This window comes from Marinobacter similis (genome assembly GCF_000830985.1).
Lineage (GTDB): Bacteria > Pseudomonadota > Gammaproteobacteria > Pseudomonadales > Oleiphilaceae > Marinobacter > Marinobacter similis.
In genome coordinates this window covers 1,047,623-1,067,123 of record NZ_CP007151.1, presented here as the reverse complement: position 1 = coordinate 1,067,123, position 19,501 = coordinate 1,047,623, and the positions used below count along the sequence as shown (strand labels likewise).

The following is a 19,501-nucleotide window of genomic DNA, read 5'->3' as shown; positions in this document are numbered from 1 at the left end:
CGCTGACATAACTCCATTGTTGGCCGATAAAAACCACTGATTTTTCTTTTTATGAACAACCTTTAGTTCAGTTCGTGGGCGGGGATCGGGGGTGTTTTTCGGAAGAAAATCGCTGTCTGAGCGCAGCGAGTTTGCGATTCTTCTGGAGAAAAATACCCCCGGTCGCTGCCCCTCTTCCAAATCCAAAAATTCAAGAAGCCAACTGATGCTCCTCCCCCCGATAATAAGCCTCAACACGGGGATTCATGATCCGCTTCCACAAAGGCGGAATGGTGGCCAGGACGATCATGGCGGCGTAGCCGGCAGGTAATTGCGGCGCGATGTCGTGGTGGCGCAGTACCTGGTAGCGGCGTTTGGCGTAGGCGTGGTGGTCGCTGTGGCGCTGGAGGTGGAACAGGAACACGTTGGTCAGGAAGTAATTGCTGTTCCAGCTGTGCTCAGGCGTGGTGCGTTCGTAGCGGCCGTTGTCCAGTTTGCGGCGGTGCAGGCCGTAGTGTTCCAGGTAGTTGACGATTTCCAGCAGGGTGAAAGCGACAAAGCTCTGTACCAGGAAGAAGGCGGCCCCAAGCCAGCCGAAGGCGACAGTGAAGGCGATGAATACCAGGGCGCTGATGCTGTACCACCAGATCAATTCGTTGCGCCAGCTGAAGGCTTTTTCGCCTTTGCGCTCCAGGCGCTGGGCCTCCAGTTTCCAGGCGTTCAGGAAATTACGCAGGTAGGCCTGGGGCAGAAAATTGTACAGGGACTGGTTGTAGCGGGAGGACGAGGCATCGCCCGGCGTGGATACATGCACATGGTGACCGCGCAGGTGCTCCACTTTGAAGCCGGCGTAGCAGACCAGGGAAAGTAAGAAGCCGCCGGCCCGGGTTTCCAGTTTGCCGTCTTTGTGGATCAGTTCGTGGGCGACGTTGATGCCAAGGCCGCCGACAATACCGATGGAAATCACCCAGCCGATGCCGCCGATCGCACTGAATTGGCCGGAGGCCAACTCCAGCATGCCCCACACCAGCAGCACCGCGTATCCGGCAACCCAACCAAGCGTGATGACCCGGTAGAAGGCTTCGCTGTTCATCTTCGGCACATCCACTTCTTCATCGGGGTTCAGGGCGTCTTTGCCCAAGAGCAGGTCCAGCACCGGGATGATCCCGAACACCACCACCGGCACGCCCCAGGCGAACAGGTTCTCCAGGCTGGTCGCCTGCCCGGCCGCCAGCAGCAAAGGTGGTAATGCCAGCGGGAGCATGGCGATCAGGTAGCTGTACTTCTTCAGGGTTAGCAGGATTCTTCGGCGCGTGGCCTCTCGGCTGATCGACAGGTGGCTGGTATTCATTGGGCTCTCTCCTTCGACTGTGTTCGTGGCGACGGGTTATTCGCCTCTTGTTTTCTGCATTATTGTCCTACAATGCATCAGTCGTCAATTCGTTTCGGCCATTTTTTGATCACGCCCACGAAAGCCCAGCCGGATCAGGGGCTTGTGGCTTTTGTGGCAGGAGGCTGTGATAGACTCACACGCACCGATGTCCCGTTTATTCAACGCACCTTGCTAGAGAGCCCTCATGGATTTTCAGGCGCCCAACACCTTGGCCGAGCAGATTACCAATTACATGGCTGAGCGGATCATGACCGGACAAATCCGGCCGGGCGAGCGCATTCAGGAGCCAGGCTGGCCGGTGAGCTGAAAGTCAGTCGAGCCTCAGTCAAGGAAGCCCTCTACACCCTGGAGCGCTGGCATCTGGTGGACATCACTCCGCGCAAAGGCGCATCGGCGACCCGTTTGGATGCGGAACACGCCTCGGAGCTGTATGACGTTTACATGCACCTGCTGATGATGCTGGTGGCGAGGTTGTGTGAACGCTGGCAGGAGGAGCATCGCGAGCCCATGCTGGCTGCGGTGACGGACGCGGTGGAGCTGGCCAAGCAGCCGTCAGCCAACATCACCGCCATCGTAGAGGCGAGTTTTGGTGTGATGGAGGCCTGTTGTCAGGTAGTCGGCAACCCCTATCTCACTGAAGCGCTGTCCAATTTCAAACCAGCGGTGAGTCGGGCGTACTATCTAAGTGCGGAACGCTACCGCACCGGCCTGAAGCACACCAGCCAGTTCTTTACCCAGTTACCGGCCGCCGTACTGGCACGGGACAGCGACGCAGCCCAGGCCCTGATTCGTGAGTTTGCGGAACATCAGAAGACCCTGATCCAGCAAGCTCTGTCGGAAACGCCATGAGCGAACCTTCCGAAAGCGACTACTCGAAACAGACGTCCTGGCGACGACTCGTAGTCTTCAGCCTGATCTTTATCGCCATGACCGCAGTCGGTCTGTACGCGGTTTACGACCAGTTTGCCGAGCGCAGCCTTACTTTCGATCCGCGCCTCATTGCGCCCACCACGCTGCTGATGGTCGGGCTGCTGTTGCTGGTTTACTTTGTGTCCGATGCCTGCGGCTGTATTTCACCCTGCGCGCCCTGGGGCACCGGCTGCCGCTCAAAGTGATGTTCCGGCTGGTGTTCATCAACCTGTTCTTCTCCAACGTGACGCCCATGGCCACCGGCGGCGGTTTTGCCCAGATCTGGTATCTGCACCGGCACGGCGTGCCCATGGGCCGGGCAACCGCGGCCACCACCATTCGCACGGTGCTGGCCGTGATGTTCATCTTCACCCTGACCCCCATCTTCCTGCTGACACTGCGGGCCCTGAAAGACCACACAATTACCGGCTCCATTGGTGTTGCCCTGGCGATCTTCATCTTTATCTATCTGGCCTTTTTCGCGGTCCTGCTGTTCCGCACCCACTGGCTGATCGCGCCCCTGACCCAGATTCTGGTAACCCTGCACCGTTTCCACCTGATCAGCGACGCCCGGCACCGACGCTGGCAGTTCAAGGCGCGCCGGGAGATGCTCCGGTTCTCCGACAGCTTTGGTGACTACCTTAAAGGCCAGAAACTGTATGTGTGCTTGTCGATTCTGTTCACTGCCCTGTTCCTGCTCAGCTTGTTCAGTTTCCCGGCCCTGTTGATGTATAGCCTGGGTTACACCGTTGATTACGTGGTCTCTTTGGGGCTGCTGGTCGTAACCACCTTTGTTATGTATTTTTCGCCCACACCCGGGGCTTCCGGCATTTCTGAAGGTGTATTTGGAAGCTTCTTTCGGGATATTCTGTCGGGCAACCATCTGGTGCTGGTCACTGTAAGCTGGCGCCTGCTGACCATATACCTGGGCATGATCATCGGATTGATCGTGCTGCAGAGGGAACTCATTAAAGACCGCAGGAAACCGGGATGATCCTCCGAAATCCACTGAAGCTGCTGTTTTACCTGTGCCTGCTGATCGTTTTTTTGCTGGTCGCTACAAGGCCTATCTCAACCTGTTCATGAAGGACTTCAAGGGCCTGCACACCGAACAGGTGGAGCGCATTCAGCGCACTATCGATCCTGAGTCACCGATCAGTTTCGCGGTGGTGGGCAACATCAACAATTCCATCGGCATTTTCGAGGAACGGATTGTTCCTGAGCTGAATGACTCCGGCATCGATTTCATGGTGTCAGCGGGCAACGCGGTCAGTGGCGGTGGCGAAGACAAGTACCGGGCACTGTATGGCAGCCTGGGGCACCTAGACATTCCCTACCTGCTGACCTTCGGAGCGCACGAGTACGAAGACTTCGGCAGCTTCCGGTTCTACGATCATTTCGGCCCTCATTTCTTCAGTATCCTGGCTGGCAACAGCCGGCTGATTTTCCTGGACAGCACCGGCAAGACTCCGTGGAAGTGGCAGATCCGCTGGCTCAATGACCTGCTGGCCCAGGACAGCTCCAAGGCCCGGATTCTGTTTATTGGCCACCCGCCCATGGAGCCGGAGGCAAACGCGCCCTTCGATCAACGCAGTGACTACCTGCAGCCTCCTGAATTCCGCAGCGCCCTGATGCGGGAAATTAAACGCCACAGTATTGATCTGGTGTTCTCAGCCAACCTGTCGCTCTATTCCGAATCCGCCAGCGAAGACACCACGTTCATCACCACCGGCGGTGCCGGCGGCCTGGTGCTGAACAACGACACCAGCTTTTACCACTTTGTGAAGGTGAACGTGGATGCAGATGGCAACGCCAGCCACTCCCTGGAACGGCTGCAGGTGGGCCAACACGAGATCCTGAAACAACTGGAAAGCTTCTGGTTTTTCATCTACTCGCTCATCTACTCCGGCTACCTGAATTTCATCCTGCTGCTGGCCGTGTTTGTCGCCATCACCATCAAGCTCTACACCGCCATCTTTATCGGCAAGGACTACTATCCCGATTACGATCTGGACCCTTCGCCCTGGCTCCAAAAGTCATTGCGGGTGACGATGTTCACCAACAACTACCTGCCGTTTATTGGTGGTGTGCCCATCTCCATTGAACGCCTGCGCCGGGGCCTGGTTGAGCTGGGCGACAAGCTCCTGATCGTCGCCCCGAGGTACAAGGACCAGCCGGAAAACGAGGATCAGGTAGTACGTGTACCCTCGCTGCTGGCCATGGGTGAAAAGCGCGAATTCCGCCTGGCCAATATCTTCCTGGCTCGCATTCGTAAGGCGGTAAAAGCTTTCCGTCCGGACATTATTCACCTACATCACCCGTTCTGGCTCGGCTCTCTGGGACTGTTCATGCGCGTACTTTGAAGGTACCCGCCATCTACACCTATCACACCCGGCTGGAGCATTACGCCCACTTCGTGCCCCTGCCCGGCATGCTGTTCCGCAACCTGATCTCCCACGCCCTGATCAAGCGCTTCGCCAACAAGTGCGATGGCGTAATCGTGCCGACCTACTCCACGGAAGAGTATCTGCGCATGATCGGCGTGAAGACCCCGACCTATGTTCAGCCCACGGGCATTGAGTACCAGCGCTTTCAGGAGGTGAATGAGGACGACATTCAGCGCTTGCGGGAACAGCAGGGACTGGGCAAGGAGAAGGTGTTCGTCAGCGTCTCCCGGCTCTCGAACGAGAAGAACATCGATTTCATGATTGAGGCCATCGATACCCTGCGCGCAAGCACCGATGTGCCATTCCGGTTCTTGATGATTGGCGATGGCCACCAGCGTGATCGACTGCAAAAGAAGATCGATGACCTGGGCCTGCAACAATATTTCACCCTGGTGGGCGCGGTGCCGCCGGATGAGATGGCAACCTGGTATCGCCTGGGTGATGCTTTCCTGTTTGCTTCAAAATCAGAAACCCAGGGCATGGTGATTCTGGAAGCCATGGCGGCCGGCCTTCCGGTGGTGGCGGTTCGCTCCAGTGGTATAGAAGACGTGGTTCGGCACGGCCACAACGGCTTCAAGACGCCGGAGCGGCAAGACAAGTGGGTTCAGGCCGTGAAGCGCCTGCTGGAAGAAGACAGCCTGCGCGAGGAACTGGCGAAACAGGCACTGGAATTTGCGGAAGAGTTTTCAGTGGAGCAGTTTGCCACTGACGTTCGCACCATTTACGCAAGCACCCTGGCCTTGGCGGAAAAGAAGAAAAACAGGCACTGGGATAGTTAAGCCGTTTCACCCGTACGGGCTGATCGGTCTAGACTTTAATCACGTATTACAAAAACCCTTTTATTGATTGGAGAGGATACGTGTCCCATATTCCCGTTGGTATCAGCACCTGCCTGCTGGGCAAGGAAGTCCGCCATGATGGCGGCCACAAGCACTCCCGCTACTGCACGCAGGTCCTGTCCAAGCACTTCGAATTCCGCTCCATCTGCCCAGAGCTGGAAGCAGGGTTGGGCGTACCTCGCCCTGCCATCCACTTGCGGGAATACCCGGAAGGCATGCGTATCATCGAGACCAAGGGGCAGGCGGACCACACCGCCGCCATGGAAGGATTTATCGATGACGTCATCCCCACCCTCGCCAACCTGCGCGGCTATATCCTGATGGCGAAATCTCCCAGCTGCGGCATGGAGAGAATCAAGGTCCATAACGAGAATGGCCAGGTCACCCGCCGCGACGGCCGCGGCATGTTTGCCGATGCGCTGCTACAGGCCTACCCGCTGATGCCGGTAGAGGAAGAGGGTCGCCTGAACGACAACATGATTCGCGAGAATTTCATCGAGCGCGTGTTCGCCTACGACGACTGGATGCAGAATGTCGCCGGTGAGCAGTTGACCGCCAAGCTCTGATCAACTTCCACACCCGCCACAAGTTCCAGTTACTGGCCCATTCCGAAAAGATTTACCGACAGCTTGGCCCCATGCTCGGCGACCTGAAATCAGAACCGCTGGAAAGCATTGCCGACCGCTATATCCATCTGTTCATGGAAGCCATGAGCAAGAAAGTCAGCCGTGGTTCGCACATCAATGCCATGCAGCATCTGTTGGGGTACCTGAAAGACGCCATGGGCGAGGAAGACCGGAAGGTCATGCTGGAACAGATGGACGCATATCACCGCGGCGAGGTTCCCCTGGTGGTGCCCATGACGTTGCTACGCATGGCCCAGCGCCGGGAGCCGGTGAATTACCTGAGCGCCCAACAGTACCTGACCCCTTACCCGGATGAGCTGGGGCTGCGCAACAACGTCTGAGCCAACACGCTTAGAAGTTGTATAGCAGGGTGATCGCCGTTTCCGTGTCCGTCCGCTCCTTGCCCTCGGGCGGATCGGAAACGTGCTTCACCCGGAACGCAGTTTCATCGACAGGTTCCCAACCACGTTCGCCTGCAAGGCGGTCTCCGACTCGCTGATCGTGTTGTTTTCCTCCAGACCAACTTCGGTGCTGAGCTTCTGACGAAACAAGGCACGATCAGAGAGGGCATAGTCGAGTTGCGTGGCGAAACGGGCGATGACCGAGTCTTCCTTTTCGTTGCCCTCGTCGTCCGGCTCATCCAGTCGGTTGTACCGGTAACCCATACCGGTCGAAACACTCCAGAACGAACGCTCGCCGGATTCCCAAAGCCGGTTACCGTAACCGGCGGTGATTGACGACTCGAAGGCGTAACCGGAAAACCGATCGTCTTCCCAGGAACCGCGCAGAAACCAGTACTGGCGCTCGTCGAACTTGTAGTTGGTCTCGCCTTCGGCTTTATATTGCTCGGCCGTGGTTTCGTCCTCGGCCTCGGTGTGCCGGGCACTCAACTCGGCGCCATTACGCCAGCGCTTGATTCCTGGGTAATCGCGAACCGGCTATTAAAGTTGGTTTCCTCAGTGTTGCCGGATGTCATCAGCACACCCAACTCGAACTCCGCGCCCACTTTGTCCTCGGCGCTTTGGGCCAGCGGCGCAGCCCGATTAATGCAACCGCGACTGCTTTTCTGAGCTCCATAACCTCTCCCTATTAGCCGGCGGGACTGCGCAGAATCGGATACCTCAGGTATTCTGCGCAGCTTCGCCGGCCTGGCTTTTCTGGGCGTGTTGCTGGCGCTCGGCCTTTTTCCGGGCCTTGCGCTCTTCGATGATGCGCGCCGCTTCACCACCCACGTGGGTTTCGCCACGCTGTTCGGCCAGACGCATCTGACGCTCACGCTCGGCAAAGCGGGCTTTCTGTTCTTCCGTCAGGGTATCAATGCACTGGTGACAGCTGACACCCTGCTCAAACTCCGGACGCTGCTTGTCGTCTTCTGTAATCGGCCGACGGCAGGCGTGACACTGATCGTAGTCACCACGCTCAAGCGAATGATTCACGGTAACCCGGTCATCAAACACAAAACATTCGCCCTGCCACAGGCTCTGCTCTTCCGGCACTTCTTCCAGGTACTTCAGGATGCCACCCTTCAGGTGGTAAACCTCATCAAAGCCCTGTTCTTTCAGGTATGCGGTGGATTTTTCACAACGAATGCCACCGGTGCAAAACATGGCCACCTTCTTGTGCTTGGAAGGATCCAGATTCTGTTTCACGTACTCCGGGAACTCGCGGAAGGTATCGGTGGCCGGGTTCACGGCATTCTGGAAAGTGCCGATCTCAACTTCATACTGGTTCCGGGTATCCACCAACACCACATCCGGATCGGAAATCAGGTTGTTCCACTCTTTGGGATCGACGTAAGTGCCAACGGTACGCTTTGGGTCGATGCCCTCCACGCCCATGGTGACAATCTCTTTCTTGAGCTTCACCTTGGTGCGCTTGAACGGCTGGATGTCGACAAAGGATTCTTTGTAATCGATGCCATCAAAACGCTCGTCGTTGCCGAGCCAGGCCTTGATGGTATCAACGCCCTCGCGGCTTCCGGCGATGGTGCCGTTAATGCCTTCCCGGGCCAGCAACAGGGTGCCGTGCACGTCTTTCTCAAGCATCAGGTCCAGCAACGGCTGGCGAAGGGTCTTGTAATCATTCAGGACTGCGAACTTATACAGCGCGCAGACAACAACATCATTGCTCATCAATATCTCCTGCGGGCCGGACCGTAAATCCGGAGCATGGGTTTGGTCATTGGCTCAACGGCGCAAGCCAGAGCGGGCGCAAATTTTAACCAACTCTGACCTGCAATCAAGTGCGGGCTGACCGCAGCGCCCATATTCGCTGCTTCTATTGACTGCTTATTGTGCCGCGCTATTCAGCTCGCGCTCAACTACGGCTGATAGCTGCCCCCAACCGGGACGAGACAGGCGAATGTTGTCCACGAGCACTGTTGGGGTACTGCTGACCCGCAGCTGCATGGCCACACGACGGCTCTGTTCAACGTCTTCACGGTGCAGTTCGGTGGTCATGCACCGACGGAAGCGCCGCTCGTCCAGCCCCAGGTCGCCGGCATACCGGCTGAAGGTTTCCACCGGATCGCCGGAGCTGCTCCACTCGGTCTGGGCATCAAACAGCTGGTCGTGCATGTCCCAGTAACCGTTCTGGTCGCCGGCACAACGGGCCGCCATTGCCGCAGGCATGGCGTTCTGGTGCTGCTGCAGCGGCAGGTCGAAAAACACGAACCGCACCTTACCCGAATCCACGTACTGTTCTTTCAGCTTCTGGCTGGCATCCGAGAACCGGCCACAGGCCGGACACTGATAATCAGCAAACTCGCGCACTACCACCGGCGCGTCCTCCGGCCCTACAGAGACACCGTACTGGTCTAGTTCAGCGGGGAACGGATCGGCATTGGCGCCGGCCACCGGCAGCTCGTCAGACGTGGGCTCCGGCTGTGCAGTGAGAAAGAACAGTCCCAATACAACAGCCGCCAGGACCAGCAAGGCCACCCCGATATACAGAGGCCTATTACTTGCTTTACGAGGCGCTGGCGCGCCGGTTTCCTTGCGACGTTTGGCTTCACCCATTGCGGGCTCCTTCTTGTTCGTTAGGTATTGTGGGGAAGAAATTCCCGAAAACTCGATCGTTGGTTACCGTTTTCACGGCCACCGAGGCAAGCTAAGATCCTTTATAACTTAAAAAAGTTCCAACAAAAATTAAGGAAAACTCATGGCCTTACCTGCATCCCTTGCCAATCAGCTCTCCCTGCCCCTGGTGGCGGCGCCCATGTTTCTGATCTCCGGCCCCGAGCTGGCCCTGGCCTGCTGCAAGGAAGGCGTGGTTGGCAGTTTTCCTGCCCTGAACCAGCGCACCAGTGAAGGCTTCGAAAGCTGGCTGGAGCAGATGAACAGTGAGCTCGACAGTTTCCGCCAGCAAAACCCATCGGCACAAGTAGCTCCTTATGCCGTCAACCTGATCGTGCATCGCACCAACCCACGTTGGCAGGCAGACCTGGAATTGTGTGTAAAACACCAGGTGCCCATCGTGATCACCTCTCTGGGGGCTGCCAGCCAGGTGGTGGATGCGGTCCACAGCTACGGCGGACTGGTATTCCACGATGTTACCAACCAGCACCACGCCCGCAAGGCGGCGGAAGCCGGCGTTGATGGCATTATTGCGGTGGCCGCGGGGGCCGGTGGCCATGCCGGCACCCTTAATCCGTTTGTGCTGGTGCATGAGATCCGCGAGGTGTTCGACGGCATCATCCTGCTGGCCGGCGGCCTGTCCCACGGTGAGGACCTGTTTGCGGCGCAGGCCATGGGTGCCGATCTGGCTTACCTGGGCACCCGGTTCATCAACACCGAGGAGTCCCAGGCTGAGGATGCATACCGCAACATGATTATCGAGGCGGTGTCGGCAGACATCATCCACACCCCGGTGGTGTCGGGTATTCCCGCCAGCTTCATGCGTCAGAGCCTCGAAGCCGCCGGTTACCCGATGGATAAACTGAACCAGGCCGGTGAGATCGATTATGGCGAGAAGCTGAAGCCGGTAAGCGACGAGGCCAAGGCCTGGAAAACCGTGTGGTCCGCCGGCCAGGGTGTGAGCCAGATTCACGATGTGGTCAGTGTCCAGGCCCTGGTTAATCGCCTGAAGGCGGAATACGCCAAAGCCCATTCGCGCCTGGGCCAATAACAGAAACGGGCACCCGAAGGTGCCCGATCTTGTTCACCCTGCCCGAGTTAAACCCGGAACTGGGACGCTTGGCTGAAGCGCCGCCAGTAATTCACCAATCTTCTGACTGGCATTGTCGGACCTGTGGATGGCTTCAACGGTGGTTTCGGACGATCGGGCAATGTCTTCAACGCTGACGCTAACCTTGCCGGCATGGCGCCCTTCCTGCTCGGCAACGGAGGAAATCGTCAGCGCTCGCTCCTGAAGGTTGCCCAGCAACTGATTGATCTCCTCAAAGTGCTCATCGGCCTTGCGGAACTCGGTTGAGGAATCGGCAACCTGTCCCGATACCTGATCGATCACCGACACCGCTTCATGGCTGCCCCGCTGCAAGCGCGCAATGATGCCTTCGATTTCGGTGGTGGACTCCTGGGTCCGGCTGGCCAGCGTGCGCACCTCATCGGCCACCACGGCAAAGCCTCGACCGGATTCCCCGGCCCGCGCCGCTTCAATTGCGGCGTTCAGTGCCAGCAGATTGGTTTGTTCCGCAATCGCGCCAATCACCGACAGCACCGACGTTATCTCGGTGCTCTGAGTGTTGAGCGCGTTCACCGCCTCAACCGCTTTCTCAACCTGTCGCACTACCGCATCCAGACGCTCACGCACATCCCGGGAGATACTGGCGGTGGCCTCGCTCTCAGCACCGATGGTCTGCACCGAGCCGGCGACTTCCTGAATGCTGTCCGCCACTTCCGAGATGCTCTGGGACATGGCGGCCATGGTTTCGGATACCTCTGCCACTTCCCGCTGCTGATGATTCACCGCAGCAACGGCGTCCTGGCTGATTTCGCCTTGCTCCCGGGCCTGACCGGCGGCAGATTCCGCAGACGCCTTCACATCAGACACCAGCTCCTGAATCCGGGCGATGAACTGGTTCATGCCGCGCGCCATTTCAGTCAACTCGTCCTTACCTTTGAGGGTGACCCGACGGGTCAGATCGGCCTCGCCATCGGCGATACTCCAGATCGCAGCATCGAGGCGCAACACTCGAGGCAAGAGCCCACCACCCAATACCGCGGCCACCAGAATGATCAGCACAACAATAGAGCCGACAGCAGGATCGAAAGGTTGGCGGCCAAGCTGGAAGCTTCATCATTCAGTGACTCTACGGTGCTCTGGATCCGCGCCTGGGTATCGGCGTCCATGGCGGCCAACTGTTGTTGCAGCCGCTGATTGACCTGCTCGGTTTCGGCTTCAAGGGTCTGGCGGGAGGCGTCGATACTGCCGGTGATGGTGGCGCTGAATTCCTGTTCCAGCTGCGCCAGATCCTGGTTGATACCCTCAAGAGACAGACCCAACTTGAGCTGACCAATGGCCGAACCTTGGGGCGCAATGTCGGCGGTAATAATCACCACGTTGGGGTCACGGCTTGCCGCATCGAGGACCTTATTTGCCGCACCGCGCCCTTCACCCTGCTCCATGAGAGTGCGCACGCGATCGTCGGTGCGATCGACATAACGGGTCATGCGCTTGTCGTACTGATCGTAGTAGATGGCAAACAGCACCGATTCCCGGGCGTCGGCCAGCTCAACCAGATCGGTCAGGCGAGGAATGTCACGATCCCAGATCAATGGTGCAGCAACCGCCGCCAGGACATTGGCCAGCCCCTGCGCCTCAGCCATGACCGCCGTACGAACATTGCCTGAAACCCGTTGCTGTTGCTCGGTTTGCTGTTGGGTCAAGGCATTGGCAAGTTCATCAATGCTCTTCTCCCGCATGGTCTGCAGGCGACCGCGCACGTCTTCACGGGTCTCTCCGAAGGAGTCGCTAACCTGGTTGCTGCTGGCCTCGAGCGCTGAACCGGCGGTCTCTACCAGGCGCTCAACCTGATTCGAAATCAGCCACTGGCTGAGCAGCACCTGGACCAGGCCCGCTGCCACCAGAACGACAAAAACCGGCCGGAGAAGGCGGCTCGAAAGAAACCGCTGAAGAAAACGAAATGACATACTGGCTCCGCTAGCGTTAGTGCTTTGTGCATCCTGCACGTTCGTTAACAGTGTCCATACACATCGTATGCCATTACGTATAGCAAAAGCCGGGCCGAAACGGGGCTATTTTATGTACGGATTTTGTAGTCAGTCATTGTCGTTTTCTTCTCGTTCGATCTCGTCAGCAATAAAGCCCGAGCCAGAACTTCGGTACTCAACCTCCAGCACGATGGTCTCACTGGTGTTTTCGAAATCGTCAACAATGCCGGCTCTCGAACCGCCATCGTAATCGGCAGTGGAGTCGTTGATCTGTATGCCAAGTACCGTGACGGTTCCCGGGAACGGGGAGATTCCGCGAAGCTTACCCTCAAGCTCAAAGCTATTGCGGTCGTTGATGTTAGCCGGCTCATCGTCAACCTCCACCTTCAATGCTTCTATGAAGATGTTGTTGTCCTGCTCCCTCTCGACACCTTCCACCTCGACTGTGGTCGAACCGATAGGCAGGGTCTGGAGCGTGACATCGGAGCCGTCATCAACAGTAAACGTCGTAGTCGGCACTACCCGGACTTCGACCCCGCCAATGAAGAACGCGTTGTCAGCGACCACCGAAACCACCCCCTCGACTTCCGCATTGCTATCCCGCAACTCGATGTCGCTGGCCTCGAGGACGCTGTCAGAGAGGAAGGTTCCTTCCACTTGCACCAGAAGGCCTTCGGCCAGATCGGCAAGGGTAATGTTGTCGTCCAGTTCAGTCGTATCCGTTACCCGAACGGTAAGATCGCCAACCCGGAATTCGCCCGGACGAGCACCCGATCCGGAAGCCGAATAGCCTGTATCGATGGTTGCGGTTAACTGAATATCGTCGACGCTGTTGCGACTGAAGCGCCGGCCATCATCCCGATCGATCGTCGTCGCAGTCAGAATATTACCGGCCAACCTGCCCTCAACCTCCAAAGCCGATGCAGCGCCCAAATCGGCTTCGGTCAGGCCGGAGCCGAAAATGACACTGGTTTCATCGTATTGGACGGTTATGGTCCCGATCGTTAATTCGTTCTGGGTTGTGTCGACAGCTGTAACGCTACCCTCCAACTCAACGTCGGTTTGATCCGGCGCAATTACCTCCAAGTAGCCCGCTCGGTAGGAACCATCAGCCTGACGCCAGGCACTTACACGGACATGATCGGTTATGGACGGATTGCCAAGCAGAGTTGCAAAGGTAGTTCCGCGCACAACAGTTTGACGGTTAACCCGAACCAACTGCCCCATGACAGTGACGTCGACAAATTCACCGGCTCCGCTAAGGTCGGCAACGACGTTATCGACCGGTCCGCGCAACGTATCGTCATAACTCAGCCGGTCAGCCGTACCAGTGCCATCATCGCGCCATTCACCTTCCACCCTGAGGATCATGCCCTTACTAACCAGGCCCTCCGTGGTGATGCCGTCGTTACTCTCAACTTCCCGGTTCTGGATGCTGTCCGTACTGAACTTCACCCCGTTTACAAACACACTCCCGAATCCGGAGACCGGGCCAACGCTAGAGCCGGTCCCCCGTATGCCGCCATCTGCCACGCTCACTCCGCCACCACTGCTACCGCCACAAGCTGAGAGCACACCAAGAGCCACCGAGCCTGCGGCTAGCCGAATAACGCGATTGCGGAGTTGCCATGTCATACCTGTTCTCCCCGTTACCGGACTCTGCCGGAAGGTTCTTCGAAAAAGAAAATGCTCACACCCGTGCGCACAGAATCCCCAGACACACTGCCAGGCTGTTGCCCCGAGATGTCTCTGTCGTGGGGTCCCAGCCACGTATCAAGCTGTTCCAGCAGCACCTGAGACTGGGCAGCAGCGTGCTTGCGCCAGCTTTCCATGACCTCCGGAGGAATGTTGTCGTAGGTCAGAGTTCGCTGGAACAGCGGTCCCTGGCCAGACTCGTCGCTGACCAGATTATGATCAATGGTCGCTATGAGGTCAGATACGTCCTCGCCAAAAATCTGGAGCATTTCCGCACTGTCTCCGGCTGGAACGTAGGCTCTCTGCTTCAGGACAAGGCCACCCGATTCCGCGTCGACTGAAACCACCCCCACCCGAAGCAGTTCATCCAGCACGGCACGGGGCGGCATATCGCCGCTATAACGTTTGACCAGCTCACTGAAACTACCCGGCCCATCGAAAGCCAGCATTGCGGGTTCCCCGTCCCTGGCTTGGAAGACTGCGTCGTGCACCCATCCGGACACCACGCGGGAGGCCCGATTGGTATGCAGCACGTCTCTTGCGCCCGCATCTTCCCCGGTCAATATCTCCCGCTGGCGTTTCACTTCCTTTCTGGTTAAACCGGTCATCACGGCAGCACGAGAATCCGTTGGCCTGCGCCGACCATCCGGAAAGTCTTCCAACGCAGCTTCTACGTACGCGCGCTTTAACAGCTCGGCGAACTCTCCGTACGGAATGCCGTTTCTCAACAACAACCTGGCAAGAGGACGCAAAATGCGGGACAGAGCTTGATGCAGGGGATTGGCTTTATTCATATTTGGGATTGTATTCCCATGGAGAGTCGGAAGCCAGAATACCGGACTGGCAAACACCAGTCCGGGATCGATCAACTGCTTTGATTAACTCTCATCTCCGTCTTCCACCTCAACATTCGTGGTCAGTTCGTACTCGCCACCCGTCGTTACCCGGTACTCGAATTCCACTTCATCGCCTACCTCGGCGCCGCTGAAGCTGAAGTTATTGCGCAACACGTCAAGGTTCATGATGGTGATGGAGTCGGCACCGATTGCACTCACCCGGGCTTCAATTTCAAAATTGCCGTCACCGCCGTCATCTTCCCGCTCAATAACCATTGCTTCGAGGAAGCCGCCGTCAGAACTTCTTTGACGACCTTCGATTTCAAGATAGTCGCCGACCTGAAAACTCTGAAGGTCCTGGTTACGGCTCCGTCGGTCGTCACTACCATCATCGTCATCATCAATCAGGGTATTGCCGGTCAACTGGACGCGAATACCGCTAACGACCAGGGTTTCTCCTGCCAGATCAATCGATTCAATACGGCCTTCCAGCTCGGCATCGGATTCCCGGCCTCAATTTCTTCAGCCAACAGCAGGCCATTACGGAAAACCCCTTCGACTTTCACGAACACGCCATCGGCAAGGCTACTTTCGCGCAGGTCATCAAATTCCGTGTCGTTATCGAAGCTTACATTGACACCATTCACACTGAACTGGCGGTTAAGCGGATCAAAATCAGAGACGTTCCCGGAAATTTCAACGTCATCATCATCGCCGAAAAGGTCCTCTTCTTTGTCGATCTGCTGAGCCATGACAATGGTGCCTGCAAGGACGCCTTCCACCTCCACAACAAGCCCGTTTTCCAGATCGTCGATGGAGAAATCATCGTCCCCTACGGCGCTGGTGTAATCGATCTGAGCTCCATTGATAGTGAACGTCTCGGCACTTGTGTCCAGGTTTGCGACAACGCCCTCAAGCTCAACTTCATTGACGTCATCAAAATCCGAGCCGATGGCGCGAACACCTACAAAACTTGCCCGGAAGCTGCCGTCGTCAAGACGCCAGGCGCTGACGCGGCCTCTGAATTGGTCAGGGTTAGCTGCAATTGCCGTTGGGGTTGCACCACGAAAAACCGTTCGGCTGTCCAGTGAAATGGTTTGGCCCAGCATGGTCAGGCTTCCGGCGCGGGCTACTTCATCCCAATTCATAGCAGTAAGAGGCCCACGGAGGGTGTCGTCGTAGATGATACGGTCTGCTCGACCCTCTCCCTCGTCTTCCCAGTCACCCTGGACCTTAAGGATCATGCCTTTGCGCAATTGATCTTCCCGCTCCAGGCCATCATTGCTTGTGACGCTGCCCGAAGTTTCGAAACGGGTGCCATTGACGAAGACACTGCCCGAAACCCGATATCGCCCCGACACTGGTGCCCGATGAGGTACCACTGGCCGACGAGCTCCCAGATCCACCACCGCCACAAGCGGCAAGAACGCCGGCCAGCGCGCCGGTCATGGCGATTTTTACTGCGATAGCTAAAGGTTTGCGATTCATCGTGTTTCTCCAAGCTGATTTGTCACATGTGTGGATAGGCAGCCCGACCCGCCTTTGTGGGATTATTTTCCCAACTCAATGATTGGGAATTTAATCCCATTTTCTCTGGTTGTCCAGCCTTTCCTGAAGACGATTTTGTGAACTTTATGGGGCAGGGGACGTAAAGCTTTGGGACACTATGACGGAATGGGATTACGAAGATGCTGGGATTTTTAAAAGGCGATCCGAAAAAGAAACTCCAGAAAGCCTATGAGGACAAACTGCAAAAAGCCCTGCACGCGCAGCGCAACGGCGATTTGCGTACGCATGGCACGCTGATGGAAGAGGCTGAAAAAATCTATGAAGAGATCCAGAATTTGCCAGACAAAAAGTGACCTCAGCCGTCTCCACCCTGATCCCGGGATAAATGTCGTAGCTGCTGTCGCAGTCGGGTGATGTCCCGCCGCATGGCTTCCACTTCGTCCAGCAGATCCAACGACATGGCGAGCCCGGGCAGATTCAGTTTCAGATCCCGCTGCAGCCGTATGGCCTTGTGCAGTCGCATCAGGGATGCCAAATCGAATTCCCAGCTCTGTTCGGCGTCGGCTGCTGTCGGCTCGATTGGCTCAATAATGCCGTAACTGACCATCTTCAGAACCAGCTCGGCATGGCACTCACCCCGCTCACACATCTCGCGAAGCGAAAAGGTCACTCTTGAATCGGCGACATCAACGGTAAGCACTGAATCTTTCCTGGCCATGCCGTCTCTCCCTGGTTACAGGTGCAGCTTGCTGCGTGGATTGAACTGCTTTTCCGCTTCGGCCAGCTTTTGATAAAGCTGCTCCGCGTCCTTGCTGTGCTGCTCGGGCATCACGATTTGCAGGACCACAATCTGATCACCCGGATGTTTGCCCGGCAGGCCCTTGCCCTTGAGCCTCAGCTTGCGACCGCTCGATGAGTTTTTGGGAACTTTCACACTGACTCTGGAGCCGACGGTTGGCACCGTAACACTGGCCCCGAGCGCTGCTTCCCATGGGGCTACAGGCACGGTAACCAACACATCTGCCCTCCACGGTAAAGGTCGGGTGCGGGGCCAACTCTATTTCCAGCAGCAGATCGCCGGCCTCGCCGCCGCCAAAGCCCGGTGAGCCCTGGCCTTTCAGGCGCAGATGCTGACCATCTCGCATGCCGGCAGGGATTTTCACATTCAGGGTTTTCTGACGAGGCCTGAAATGCCCCTGCTGATCGGCCTCGTGCACGGTGAAAGATACCTTCTTCTCGCACCCATGAAAGACTTCTTCCAGAAACAGCGCGAGCCGGGCATGCACGTCTTCGCCCCGCATTTGCTGGCGATAACCGCCGCCTGCGCCACCAAAGCCGCCACGGGCAAAGCCACCCTGGCCGCCGCCCCCGAAGATCTCTTCAAAGAAGTCACTGAAGCCCCGGGCGTCGGCCTCGGTGTAACCACCGCCACCAAACCCTGAAGAACTCTGCCAGCCCGGAGGTGGCTCAAACGATCCGTCAGCACGTGCACCGTACTTGCGTAGCTGATCATACTCCGCCCGTTTTTCCGGATCTTTCAGTACTTCATAGGCTTCGCCCACATCCTTGAATTTCTCGTCGGCTTTTTCTTCTTTGCTGACGTCCGGATGGTATTTGCGGGCCAGCTTTCGGTAGGCCTTTTTGATTTCCTCGGGGGAGGCAGACTCACTCACACCCAGTGCGGCGTAATAGTCTTTAAAGTCCATGTTGTTCCCCAAACACGACCAACGATTGAGCCTGAAACTCTCGCTCTCTGATACCTATAGTTGTCGCTGATTCCAGAAATACAAGCAGGAGCGCTGCGCTACTTGCGGCAGGTCAATCGCGGCATCACTGTGGTAGCCCTTATGGCAGCCCTGCCCTTTTGCAGCGACAATGATCGGCTTGTCCCGATAGCCCCATGACACGGAGTTCTTTTGACTAGCGCATCGATGACCCGACTACAGATCTTCCTGATTGAATTTGCCCTGGCGCTTGGCGGCTTCGCCATCGGCACCGGCGAGTTTGCCATCATGGGTCTGATGCCTAACGTGTCTCAGGATCTGGGTGTAACGGAGCCCCAGGTAGGTCATCTCATCAGTGCCTACGCACTGGGCGTGGTGGTCGGTGCACCGGTTCTGGCAATCATTGGCGCCCGGTTTTTCCGCCGGCAGTTGCTGATCTGGCTGATGGCCTTCTACGCGGTAGGTAACCTGGCGAGCGCCCTGGCCGAAGGCTACACCGGGGTGATGATTGCCCGGTTTGTCGCTGGCCTGCCGCACGGTGCCTATTTTGGTATTGCGTCCCTGGTGGCGGCATCACTGGTTCCTCCCCATCAGCGGGCGAAAGCCGTGGCAAGGGTGATGATGGGCCTGACTCTGGCGCTGCTGATAGGGAACCCTCTGGCTGCATGGTTGGGGCAATCGCTGGATTGGCGCTACGTGTACGCATTTGTCGGGCTTATTGCGGTCGTTACCCTCACCATGGTGATCTCGGTGCTGCCCCCGGATCCGGACGAGCAACGCCAGGGTTCATTCAGCGAGATCCGCTCGTTCAATAAGCCTGGCATCTGGTTCGCACTGGCCATCGGCGCCATCGGCTTTTCGGGCATGTTCGCGGTGTTGAGCTACCTTGCCCCAACGCTGCTTGAGGTCACTGAAGTGGCCCCGTTCTGGATTCCCATTGGCCTTGCGGTATTTGGCTGGGTGGCTTCATCGGCAATCTGCTGGGGGGCTGGCTGTTCGATCGGCTGGGGTTCCGTGCGGTGGGCGTCATCCTGCTGCTAAGCGCGGGCATTCTGCTGGCGTTTCCATCGACCACGGGGTCTTTACCGGCATTGTTGGCTGCCTGCTTCCTGGTGGCCATGATGGGCGCTTTGGGGCCTGCGCTGCAGACTCACCTGATGGATGTTGCACATGGGGCGCAGACTCTGGCTGCCGCTTCACACCACGCTGCGTTCAATATGGCCAATGCCCTGGGGCCCTGGCTTGCCGGGATTGCGATTACCGCAGGATATGGCTGGTCATCCACCGGCTATGTTGGGGCAACCACCGCGACCATCGGTCTGGTCATTTTCCTGGCGGCCTGGCGGCACAACGAAAAAGGCCTCCGCAGTGCGGAGGCCTATCAGGCATCGGTTTCTTGAGCTTATCGGACCT

The 19,501-nt window shown here is 57.4% G+C and carries 18 protein-coding genes and 4 pseudogenes; 10 read left to right on the top strand and 12 right to left on the bottom strand.

Translation table 11 applies throughout. The features are described 5' to 3' along the window. Positions 1–190: 190 nt before the first annotated feature. A complete protein-coding gene (locus AU14_RS04830) occupies positions 191–1,330 on the bottom strand; it encodes an alkane 1-monooxygenase (RefSeq protein ID WP_052471961.1) in 1,140 nt (379 codons plus the stop codon). A 226-nt stretch (positions 1,331–1,556) separates the two neighbouring features. Between AU14_RS04830 and AU14_RS22610 the strand changes: the two genes are divergently transcribed. The 7 genes and pseudogenes from AU14_RS22610 (at position 1,557) to AU14_RS20640 (ending at position 6,534) form a co-directional block, all read left to right on the top strand. Further along, positions 1,557–1,679, top strand: coding sequence for a hypothetical protein (locus tag AU14_RS22610; protein ID WP_269079103.1), 123 nt, complete (start codon positions 1,557–1,559; stop codon positions 1,677–1,679). A gap of 56 nt (positions 1,680–1,735) precedes the next feature. After that, positions 1,736–2,221 (top strand): FCD domain-containing protein, encoded by a 486-nt coding sequence (locus tag AU14_RS04825; RefSeq protein ID WP_236744388.1) that lies wholly within the window; start codon positions 1,736–1,738, stop codon positions 2,219–2,221. Further along, entirely contained in the window at positions 2,218–2,487 is a 270-nt protein-coding gene (locus AU14_RS20660) for a hypothetical protein (RefSeq protein WP_236744387.1), read from the top strand. The genes AU14_RS04825 and AU14_RS20660 overlap by 4 nt, the downstream gene beginning before the upstream one ends. Next, entirely contained in the window at positions 2,433–3,275 is an 843-nt protein-coding gene (locus AU14_RS04820; RefSeq protein WP_330217979.1) for a lysylphosphatidylglycerol synthase transmembrane domain-containing protein, read from the top strand. Before AU14_RS20660 ends, AU14_RS04820 begins: the two co-directional genes overlap by 55 nt. Next, positions 3,272–5,507, top strand: a pseudogene (locus AU14_RS24030) (glycosyltransferase). Before AU14_RS04820 ends, AU14_RS24030 begins: the two are co-directional and overlap by 4 nt. 80 nt (positions 5,508–5,587) lie before the next feature. Continuing rightward, entirely contained in the window at positions 5,588–6,133 is a 546-nt protein-coding gene (locus AU14_RS20645; RefSeq protein WP_236744386.1) for a DUF523 domain-containing protein, read from the top strand. Between the two features lie 71 nt (positions 6,134–6,204). Next, on the top strand, positions 6,205–6,534 hold the full coding sequence (locus AU14_RS20640; protein ID WP_236744385.1) for a DUF1722 domain-containing protein: 330 nt from the start codon (positions 6,205–6,207) through the stop codon (positions 6,532–6,534). 10 nt (positions 6,535–6,544) lie between these two features. On the opposite strand, the pseudogene AU14_RS04805 reads toward AU14_RS20640, so the two are convergent. The 3 genes and pseudogenes from AU14_RS04805 to AU14_RS04795 form a co-directional block, all read right to left on the bottom strand. Then, positions 6,545–7,083, bottom strand: a pseudogene (locus tag AU14_RS04805) (DUF481 domain-containing protein). A gap of 231 nt (positions 7,084–7,314) precedes the next feature. After that, a complete protein-coding gene (gene trhO / locus AU14_RS04800; protein ID WP_041339378.1) occupies positions 7,315–8,325 on the bottom strand; it encodes an oxygen-dependent tRNA uridine(34) hydroxylase TrhO in 1,011 nt (336 codons plus the stop codon). Between the two features lie 156 nt (positions 8,326–8,481). After that, a complete protein-coding gene (locus tag AU14_RS04795; protein WP_041339375.1) occupies positions 8,482–9,210 on the bottom strand; it encodes a DsbA family protein in 729 nt (242 codons plus the stop codon). A gap of 142 nt (positions 9,211–9,352) precedes the next feature. Here AU14_RS04795 and AU14_RS04790 point away from each other — a divergent pair, with 142 nt between their 5' ends. Continuing rightward, entirely contained in the window at positions 9,353–10,318 is a 966-nt protein-coding gene (locus tag AU14_RS04790; RefSeq protein WP_041339372.1) for an NAD(P)H-dependent flavin oxidoreductase, read from the top strand. A 33-nt stretch (positions 10,319–10,351) separates the two neighbouring features. Here AU14_RS04790 and AU14_RS20635 read toward each other — a convergent pair whose 3' ends face one another. The 6 genes from AU14_RS20635 to AU14_RS04770 all read right to left on the bottom strand — a co-directional run bounded on the left by AU14_RS20635 (position 10,352) and on the right by AU14_RS04770 (position 16,270). Further along, positions 10,352–11,395: a methyl-accepting chemotaxis protein gene (locus tag AU14_RS20635; protein WP_236744384.1), complete on the bottom strand. Its 1,044-nt coding sequence runs from the start codon at positions 11,393–11,395 to the stop codon at positions 10,352–10,354. Beyond that, positions 11,389–12,303: a hypothetical protein gene (locus tag AU14_RS20630; RefSeq protein WP_236744383.1), complete on the bottom strand. Its 915-nt coding sequence runs from the start codon at positions 12,301–12,303 to the stop codon at positions 11,389–11,391. Before AU14_RS20630 ends, AU14_RS20635 begins: the two co-directional genes overlap by 7 nt. Positions 12,304–12,432: 129 nt before the next feature. After that, positions 12,433–13,959: a DUF5666 domain-containing protein gene (locus AU14_RS04780; protein WP_041339369.1), complete on the bottom strand. Its 1,527-nt coding sequence runs from the start codon at positions 13,957–13,959 to the stop codon at positions 12,433–12,435. A 14-nt stretch (positions 13,960–13,973) separates the two neighbouring features. Continuing rightward, positions 13,974–14,813 (bottom strand): DUF6502 family protein, encoded by an 840-nt coding sequence (locus tag AU14_RS04775; protein ID WP_041339366.1) that lies wholly within the window; start codon positions 14,811–14,813, stop codon positions 13,974–13,976. 84 nt (positions 14,814–14,897) lie between these two features. Then, the gene (locus tag AU14_RS20625; RefSeq protein ID WP_236744583.1) at positions 14,898–15,290 is read right to left on the bottom strand and encodes a DUF5666 domain-containing protein; all 393 of its coding nucleotides are present in this window, start codon (positions 15,288–15,290) and stop codon (positions 14,898–14,900) included. Beyond that, positions 15,275–16,270 (bottom strand): DUF5666 domain-containing protein, encoded by a 996-nt coding sequence (locus AU14_RS04770; RefSeq protein WP_236744582.1) that lies wholly within the window; start codon positions 16,268–16,270, stop codon positions 15,275–15,277. The genes AU14_RS20625 and AU14_RS04770 overlap by 16 nt, the downstream gene beginning before the upstream one ends. A 273-nt stretch (positions 16,271–16,543) precedes the next feature. Here AU14_RS04770 and AU14_RS19310 point away from each other — a divergent pair, with 273 nt between their 5' ends. After that, positions 16,544–16,717: a DUF6435 family protein gene (locus tag AU14_RS19310; RefSeq protein WP_148312716.1), complete on the top strand. Its 174-nt coding sequence runs from the start codon at positions 16,544–16,546 to the stop codon at positions 16,715–16,717. 2 nt (positions 16,718–16,719) lie between these two features. On the opposite strand, the gene AU14_RS04765 is transcribed toward AU14_RS19310, so the two are convergent. Next, positions 16,720–17,082, bottom strand: a complete 363-nt coding sequence (locus AU14_RS04765) for a chaperone modulator CbpM (protein ID WP_041339363.1) — start codon at positions 17,080–17,082, stop codon at positions 16,720–16,722. 15 nt (positions 17,083–17,097) lie between these two features. Continuing rightward, positions 17,098–18,070 (bottom strand): annotated as a pseudogene (locus tag AU14_RS04760) (DnaJ C-terminal domain-containing protein). Positions 18,071–18,295: 225 nt separating this feature from the next. On the opposite strand from AU14_RS04760, the pseudogene AU14_RS04755 reads away from it, so the two are divergent. Next, positions 18,296–19,488: pseudogene (locus AU14_RS04755) on the top strand (MFS transporter). Positions 19,489–19,501: the final 13 nt, after the last annotated feature.

Excerpts from the sequence above, each read along its gene's own strand:
- AU14_RS04830 (WP_052471961.1), bottom strand. The coding sequence starts at position 1,330 with ATGAATACCAGCCACCTGTCGATCAGCCGAGAGGCCACGCGCCGAAGA.
- AU14_RS22610 (WP_269079103.1), top strand. The coding sequence starts at position 1,557 with ATGGATTTTCAGGCGCCCAACACCTTGGCCGAGCAGATTACCAATTAC.
- AU14_RS20660 (WP_236744387.1), top strand. The coding sequence starts at position 2,218 with ATGAGCGAACCTTCCGAAAGCGACTACTCGAAACAGACGTCCTGGCGA.
- AU14_RS20640 (WP_236744385.1), top strand. The coding sequence starts at position 6,205 with ATGCTCGGCGACCTGAAATCAGAACCGCTGGAAAGCATTGCCGACCGC.
- trhO (WP_041339378.1), bottom strand. The coding sequence starts at position 8,325 with ATGAGCAATGATGTTGTTGTCTGCGCGCTGTATAAGTTCGCAGTCCTG.
- AU14_RS04795 (WP_041339375.1), bottom strand. The coding sequence starts at position 9,210 with ATGGGTGAAGCCAAACGTCGCAAGGAAACCGGCGCGCCAGCGCCTCGT.
- AU14_RS04790 (WP_041339372.1), top strand. The coding sequence starts at position 9,353 with ATGGCCTTACCTGCATCCCTTGCCAATCAGCTCTCCCTGCCCCTGGTG.
- AU14_RS20630 (WP_236744383.1), bottom strand. The coding sequence starts at position 12,303 with ATGTCATTTCGTTTTCTTCAGCGGTTTCTTTCGAGCCGCCTTCTCCGG.
- AU14_RS04780 (WP_041339369.1), bottom strand. The coding sequence starts at position 13,959 with ATGACATGGCAACTCCGCAATCGCGTTATTCGGCTAGCCGCAGGCTCG.
- AU14_RS04775 (WP_041339366.1), bottom strand. The coding sequence starts at position 14,813 with ATGAATAAAGCCAATCCCCTGCATCAAGCTCTGTCCCGCATTTTGCGT.
- AU14_RS19310 (WP_148312716.1), top strand. The coding sequence starts at position 16,544 with ATGCTGGGATTTTTAAAAGGCGATCCGAAAAAGAAACTCCAGAAAGCC.
- AU14_RS04765 (WP_041339363.1), bottom strand. The coding sequence starts at position 17,082 with ATGGCCAGGAAAGATTCAGTGCTTACCGTTGATGTCGCCGATTCAAGA.